Source organism: Anaerococcus hydrogenalis, from assembly GCF_002871895.1.
Lineage (GTDB): Bacteria > Bacillota > Clostridia > Tissierellales > Peptoniphilaceae > Anaerococcus > Anaerococcus hydrogenalis.
The window spans coordinates 312,260-319,587 of sequence record NZ_PNHP01000002.1 but is presented as its reverse complement, the minus strand read 5'-3'; the positions used below and the strand labels follow the sequence as shown (position 1 = coordinate 319,587).

At 29.0% G+C, this 7,328-nt stretch carries 10 protein-coding genes; all 10 read left to right on the top strand.

Annotation, left to right across the window (positions count from 1 at the left end):
* Positions 1-221 (top strand): hypothetical protein (locus tag CJ192_RS09290; RefSeq protein WP_425319621.1); only part of this gene is annotated, 221 nt, incomplete at its 5' end.
* Positions 222-994: 773 nt separating this feature from the next.
* Complete coding sequence (gene ylxM / locus CJ192_RS04510) at positions 995-1,318, top strand: YlxM family DNA-binding protein (protein ID WP_004816222.1); 324 nt, start codon at positions 995-997, stop codon at positions 1,316-1,318.
* 11 nt (positions 1,319-1,329) lie between these two features.
* Complete coding sequence (gene ffh / locus CJ192_RS04505; RefSeq protein ID WP_004812077.1) at positions 1,330-2,667, top strand: signal recognition particle protein; 1,338 nt, start codon at positions 1,330-1,332, stop codon at positions 2,665-2,667.
* 17 nt (positions 2,668-2,684) lie between these two features.
* Complete coding sequence (gene rpsP / locus CJ192_RS04500; protein ID WP_004812078.1) at positions 2,685-2,930, top strand: 30S ribosomal protein S16; 246 nt, start codon at positions 2,685-2,687, stop codon at positions 2,928-2,930.
* Between the two features lie 4 nt (positions 2,931-2,934).
* Complete coding sequence (locus CJ192_RS04495; RefSeq protein ID WP_004812081.1) at positions 2,935-3,159, top strand: KH domain-containing protein; 225 nt, start codon at positions 2,935-2,937, stop codon at positions 3,157-3,159.
* Positions 3,156-3,641, top strand: a complete 486-nt coding sequence (gene rimM, locus CJ192_RS04490; protein ID WP_102197929.1) for a ribosome maturation factor RimM — start codon at positions 3,156-3,158, stop codon at positions 3,639-3,641. The genes CJ192_RS04495 and rimM overlap by 4 nt, the downstream gene beginning before the upstream one ends.
* Positions 3,634-4,353 (top strand): tRNA (guanosine(37)-N1)-methyltransferase TrmD, encoded by a 720-nt coding sequence (gene trmD, locus CJ192_RS04485; protein ID WP_102197928.1) that lies wholly within the window; start codon positions 3,634-3,636, stop codon positions 4,351-4,353. Before rimM ends, trmD begins: the two co-directional genes overlap by 8 nt.
* Positions 4,325-4,672 (top strand): 50S ribosomal protein L19, encoded by a 348-nt coding sequence (gene rplS, locus CJ192_RS04480; RefSeq protein WP_004816243.1) that lies wholly within the window; start codon positions 4,325-4,327, stop codon positions 4,670-4,672. Before trmD ends, rplS begins: the two co-directional genes overlap by 29 nt.
* Positions 4,673-4,793: 121 nt before the next feature.
* Positions 4,794-5,609, top strand: coding sequence for a LicD family protein (locus tag CJ192_RS04475; RefSeq protein WP_102197927.1), 816 nt, complete (start codon positions 4,794-4,796; stop codon positions 5,607-5,609).
* Entirely contained in the window at positions 5,599-7,092 is a 1,494-nt protein-coding gene (locus tag CJ192_RS04470) for a polysaccharide biosynthesis C-terminal domain-containing protein (RefSeq protein WP_102197926.1), read from the top strand. The genes CJ192_RS04475 and CJ192_RS04470 overlap by 11 nt, the downstream gene beginning before the upstream one ends.
* Positions 7,093-7,328: the final 236 nt, after the last annotated feature.

Here is a 7,328-nt window from a genome sequence, read left to right as displayed (position 1 = left end):
ATCCAAGTACAGAAACATCTGGAACAAATAAACCAGAAAATCCAAGTACAAAAACACCTGGAACTAATAAGCCAAATAATAAAGACAAAGCAAATAATACAAAAAGCTTAGGTCAAATAGGTAAAAATATACAAACTGGCATTGAATCTGTAGAAGGTTTAGCAGGAATTTTAATGACAGCTATAGGTGGATTATTTGTAAGTAAAAAAAGAAAAAAATAATATAATTTATTAATAAAAAGTGATGAAACAGAATAGCTAAGTATATGTACCCTCTTTACTGGACAAACCAGTAAGGAGGGTATTTTTATGAAATATAGGTATGAGTTTAAAAAGGAATGTATAGAATTATATAAATAAGGTAAAAAGGCTGATACACCTAGAGCTATCAACAAATATTATTTCCTTAACTACATAAGAAGATAGAATAATTTAGTAGAAACACATGGAATTATTAAAGCATAAATCTCATGACAATAGTTTTTCAGTAGAGGATAAATATAATAGTGTATTAGAAGTTGTTAAAGGAAAATCTACTTATCAAATTTTCATCTAAATGTTATTACACTCACTTACAAAATTTTCATAAGCTTGTTTTTTCTATTTAATTCCAATTCTTTTTTGCATTTTCAATCTTTTTTTAAAATTCATTTATTTTGAATCGTTCAAAGCACTATAATTTTCTATATGTTCAATAGTATTTTCGCTATTAGATGCATAAGAATGACAAATAGGATTAATTCTTCTTAATCCCTTAGCTAAAAACAAATTATAATAAATTTTAAATTGAAATAGTTTATTAAAATTTTTACAAGTTAATTAAAAATTTTCAAAAAAATTTAAAAATAAATTCAACATTTTCCTTATAATTTCATTTTTATATTTTCAAATATTATTGGAAATGCAAGAAAAAAATAGTCAAGAAAAAATCTTGACAAGATATAAAATTACTAGTATACTTTATAGGTCAAGAAAATTACTTGACGGGTGAGAATATGGAAAAATTAGTACAAGTTGCAAGATTGTTTGACACTTATGGATCGCTTTTGAATGAAAAGCAAAAAGATGTCATAAATTGTTATTACAATGAAGATTTATCATTAAATGAGATAGCCCAAAATAATAATAAGTCAAAGCAGGCCATATCAGATATGGTACAAAGGTCAGTTGATAAATTATTTGAGTTCGAAAATGAGCTTTCTTTATTGAAGAAAAAAGATGAGTTAAGAGATGATTTATCTTTATTAAGAGAGTTGATCGAAAGTTCAAATGAAGATAAGGCTATTGAAAAAATAGATCAAATGATAAATAAGATTTAGGATGTGAAAATATGATTTTTTCAAATCTTTCTGAAAAGTTACAAGATACTTTAGGTAAACTTACAGGAAAAGGAAAATTAAGCGAAAAAGACATCGATAATGCAGCCAGAGAAATTAAACTTTCCTTGCTTGAAGCTGATGTTAACTACAAGGTAGTTAAAAATTTCATCAAAAAAGTTAAGGAAAGATCGATGGGTCAAGATGTCATGGAATCTCTTACTCCAGGTCAAACTGTAATTAAGATTGTAAATGAAGAGCTTACAAATCTTATGGGTAAGGAAAATTCTAAACTTGAACTAAAGGGATCTACTCCTCATGTTGTTTTGATGGTAGGTTTACAAGGTTCTGGTAAGACAACTCACTCTGGTAAGCTTGTTCGCAAATTAAAAAAAGAAGGCAGAAATCCTCTTTTAGTAGCTCTTGACGTTTATAGGCCTGCAGCTATTGAGCAATTAAAGGTTGTAGGGGGTCAGGCTGAGGTTGAAGTTTTTGAAAAAGGAAAACAAGATCCGGTAAAAACTGCAAATGAAGCCAAGGAATATGCTAGAAGAAATAACAATGATGTTGTTATAATGGATACGGCCGGACGTCTTCAAATTGATGAGGACTTGATGGATGAGCTAAAAAACATTAAAAAAGCTGTTAAACCTGATGAAATTTTATTGGTAGTTGATGCTATGGTTGGTCAAGAATCAGTAAATGTAGCAAAAACTTTTGATGACTACCTCGATATAACAGGTGTAATTTTAACAAAGCTTGATGGTGATGCAAGAGGTGGAGCTGCCCTTTCAATTAGACAAGTTGTAGGAAAGCCAATTAAATTTATTGGTACTGGAGAAAAACTTGACGATCTTGAAGCCTTTCATCCAGATAGGATGGCATCAAGAATTTTAGGAATGGGAGATGTCTTATCTCTTATAGAAAAGGCAGAAAAGCAAGTTTCTTTGAAAGATGCAAAAGAGCTTGAAGAAAAGATGCGAAACCAAACCTATACCTTAGATGATTTTATTGAACAAATAAATCAAATAAGAAATATGGGACCGCTTGAGGATTTACTTTCAATGATTCCTGGAGTAAACAACAAGATGTTAAAAAATGTTAATGTTGATGAAAAGGGATTTGTAAGGATTGAAGCTTTAATATCTTCTATGACCAAAGAAGAAAGAGAAAAACCTGAGATTATTGGCAAAAGTCGTAAGGAAAGAATTGCCAAGGGATCTGGGGTTGATATGAACGAATTAAATAAATTATTAAAGCAATTCAAAGAACTAAAGAAAATGATGAAACAATTTACTAATATGAAAAAAGGTAGAAAAGGCAAAAGAAAATTTAACATGCCTTTCTTCTAAAAAATACGGAGGTTATGATGGCAGTAAAAATTAGATTAAAAAGAATGGGACAAAAGAAAAGACCATTTTACAGAGTAGTTGTAGCAGATTCTAGAAGTCCAAGAGATGGAAAATTCATCGAAGAAATTGGAACATACAATCCAGTATCTGAACCAAAAGAATTTAAAGTTGACAACGAAAAAGCTAAACAATGGATCAAAAATGGTGCAAAACCAACATCAATAGTTGAAAAATTATTTAACGACAACAACGTTTTAGCTTAAGAAAATGAAAGAATTAGTCAAACTAATAGTTACAGAACTTGTAGAAAACAAGGATGCTGTAGGAATAATATTAGAAGAAGACAACGGAGAAGTTGACATAAAAATTAACGTAGCAGAAGCTGACAAGGGAAGAGTAATTGGAAAAGGTGGAAATATAATAAATTCTATTAGAACTATTGCTCGTGCTTGTGCAGTAAAAGAAGATGTTAAGGTTAATATAAGAATATGAAAATAACTGTAGCAGAAATAATTACAACTCATGGGATAAAAGGAAATCTTAAAATAAAATCTTTTTCTGATAATGAAAAAAGATTTGAAAAAGGATCTAAACTTTTTCTTGATGGGAATTTAGTTACAATTGAATCATCCTTTAAGCACAAGGGTAGTATTATCATAAAACTCAAGGACTATGATGATATTAATGAAGTAGAAAAGTTTATTGGACACGAACTTACTATTGAGGACAAAGACTTAGAGAAATTAGATAATGGTGAATATTATTTATTTGATTTAATTGGCCTAAAAGTTTATGAGAAAAATCAAGAACTTGGTTTTATAAAAGATGTTATCACAGGAGTTTATCCAAACGACATCTATGTAATAGAAAAAGATGGCAAGGAAGTTTATTTTCCAGCCCTAAATGCTACAATTAAAAATGTTGACTTAGAAAATAAAAAAATAGAAGTGGAAAACTTCAAAGACTATGAATAAAATAACTATACTTACACTTTTTCCAGAATCTTTCGAATTTCTAAAAAGCTATGGGGTAATAGGAAAAGCAATTGAAAAAGGACTTATTGAAATTAATCTTGTTAACATAAGAGATTATAGCAAGGACAAACACAACAAGGTTGATGATACAGTCTTTGGTGGAGCGGCAGGAATGCTAATGAAACCTCAGCCAATTTATGATGCCCTAATAGCAAATAAAAGCTCAAAATCAAAAGTAGTCTACATGTCTGCAGCAGGAGAAATCCTAAACCAAAAATTAGCAATCAAATTTGCAGATTTTGAAGACTTGGTAATACTTTGTGGTCATTACGAAGGAATTGATGCAAGAATTACCAACCACTATGTTGATTATGAAGTTTCAATTGGAGATTATGTTTTAACAGGTGGCGAAATCCCTGCCATGGTGTTAATAGATTCTCTTTCAAGATTTATTGGAGGAGTTGTTGGAAAAAAAGAATCTTTAGTTACAGATTCACACTACAATGGTCTACTACAATATGATGAGTACACAAAACCTAGAAATTTTAATGGCTATATGGTTCCAAAAGAACTTTATAGTGGAAATCATAAATTAGTAGATGAATGGAAAAAGAAATCATCTCTTCAAAAAACTAAAAGAGTAAGAAGAGATTTATACGATAGATATATCAAGGAGGATCACGATGGAATTAATCAAAAAAATAGAAAATGAACAACTACGTGAAGATAATCCAGACTTTAGAGTTGGAGATACTGTAAGAGTAAGCTACAGAATCAAAGAAGGAGATAAAACAAGACTCCAAGACTTTGAAGGTGTAGTAATCAAAATAAATGAAGGAAACCTTGGAAAAACTTTTACACTTAGAAGACTTTCTTACGGTGTAGGAGTTGAAAGAACATTCCTTTATCACTCACCAAGACTTGAAGCATTCAAAATCGTTAGACGTGGTAAGGTTAGACGTGCTAAATTAAACTACCTTAGAGGACGTCAAGGTAAGGCTGCTAAAGTTAAAGAAAAAACAAATTATTAAAAATTTTGCCCCTTTTGGGGCTTTTTTTTAATTTATTTTTACATTGAATTAATTTAGAATTAGAATATTATAATATAAGCTTTAAGAATTATTTTACAAGCTTATTTAGGAGATATATTTTATGAGGAAAAAATACAAATTGAGCAAAAAAGAAGTTCATGAGGAATTAGTAAAACTTTTAAAAATTGTTGATGAATTTTTAAGAGAAAATAATATAGAATACAGTATTTCTTTTGGAAGTTTGCTTGGAGCAGTAAGGCATAAGGGGTTTATTCCATGGGATGATGACATTGATATTTCTATAAAAAGATCTGAGTACAATAAATTATTAGAGATACTAAGAAAAAATAATGAGATAAGAGATGGGATAATATGTAAAGGTGTTCCTCTAGATAATGCAGATATTCCTTTCTTAAAGGTACTTAATACAAAAATTGAAACTAGAGAAGAGTTTGAAGGTGGATATGTCGATGGATATTTGTGGGTTGATATTTTTCCTGCAGATAATGTGCCAAAACATTTTAAAAAATTATTTTTCTTCTGGATTTATAAGGTTTTAAGAAAAAATTACTATTTTGCAAGATGTCATGAATACGGATGGGAGTCTAATGCAAAAAAATGTTTAGCAAATACTATAGCTATGAAAATTGCTAAAAGAAAAAGCGGAAAATATTATGCAAAAAAATTAGAATCTTTATCATCTAGAATAAAAGAAAGTGGATATATATCCAATAATGTATTTGGAACTTCAAGTAGTAGGATTTTACCAAAGGAAATTTTTGATTCATATAAGGACTACCAATTTGAAAATATTACTGTTAAGGGTGTAAGTGATTATGATACCTACTTAAAAATTAATTATGGTGATTATATGAAACTTCCTAAAGAAAGTGAAAGAAGAGATCACGGATTGAGTGCGTGGAAATATGAAGACTAAGGTTACCTTATTAAATTCAGTATCTTCTTTGCTGTTGCAGATTGTAACTATAATAAGTGGATTTATAATTCCTAAAATACTTTTAGTTTATTTTGGTTCTTCTGTTAATGGTTTGGTATCTTCTATTGGTCAATTTTTAAGCTATATTGCCCTAGTTGAAGGAGGAATAACTGGAGTTATATATGCAAATTTATATAAGCCGCTTTTAGACAAGGATTCAAAAAAGATAAGCCGTATTTTGGTTACTTCCAAAAGATTTTATAGAAATATTGGCTATATTTTTATTGCTTATTCCATAATTCTTGCCTTTGTTTATCCTATATTTATAAATAAGGATTTTGGTTTTACTTATGTATTTGTATTAACTATTATCTTATCAATAACCTTATTTATACAATATATGTTCTCCCTTACTCTTAGAAGTTTATTAATAGTAGATAAAAAAATATATGTAATTTCTTTTACCCAAATAGGTATTAGCATATTAAATATAGTCTTTACCTATCTTAGTGCAATAATTTATCCTAATATACATATTTTAAAATTTGTAAGTGGAAGTATGTATATAATTCAGCCTTTAATTTACAATCATTATATTAAGAAAAATTATAATATATCTTGGGATGAAAAATATGATAATAGACTTTTAAAAGATAGGTGGAATGGTTTTGCCATTAATGTAGCAGCCTTTATCCACACAAGTACAGACATAACTATATTAACTATTTTTGCAAATTTAAAAATGGTATCAATTTATTATGTTTATGCCTTAGTTACAAATGGCTTGGGTAGTTTGGTTAAGTCAATATCCTCAGGAATCGAACCTGTTATTGGCCAAGCCTATGCAAAAAACGATCCAGAAGACCTAAATTTTAAACTAGATATGTATGAATTTATAATATTTTTTCTAGTAGGAGGACTTTTTACAGTAGCAGCCTTGCAAATAAGTCCTTTCGTTAGCCTATATACAAAAAATATTACTGATGCTGATTATTTTCAACCAATTTTTGGTTATATAATTGTATTATCAGAGGCCCTTTATTTAATAAAATATCCCCACCTTAATTTAGCCTACAGTGCAAATAAATTTAAGGAAATAACTATACCAGCCTATATTGAGGCCATAATTAACATTCTTGTATCAATAATTTTGGTAAATAAAATAGGCCTTGTAGGAGTAGGTATTGGTACCTCTCTTGCTATGACATATAGGATGATCTTTCATGTAAGATATACAAAAAAAATTGTTGAAGGAAGAAAGCAAAGTATTTTTTACAAAAAATTATTTTTAATAATAGTTTCAACAGTCTTTTCTATAATAATTTGTCAATTTTTCAAAATTAAAGAGCCAACTTTCTTGCACTTTATTTTAGGTGCTAGTATAGATAGTTTGATAGTCCTATTTGTATATGGTATAACCGCCTTATTGTTTTTTAAAAAAGAATTATTTTATACCCTATCCTATCTTAAAATTAGAAAATAAATTATTAAAATCAATCTCCTTGGAGGTTGATTCATAGCGTAGACAAAATCAGTTTAATAATTAATCAATGATTTAAACATACAATTACGCTAAAACCCATCTCGACTAAGTGAGTGAAGTGAACGCATGGAGAGATCTCATGATATTTCTCCGCTCGTTGCACTTGGTCGAAATGGGAAATTTTTTAGTTTGTCAACAGTCTGTATCAACCTCCTTGGAGGTTGATTTTTTTGTAT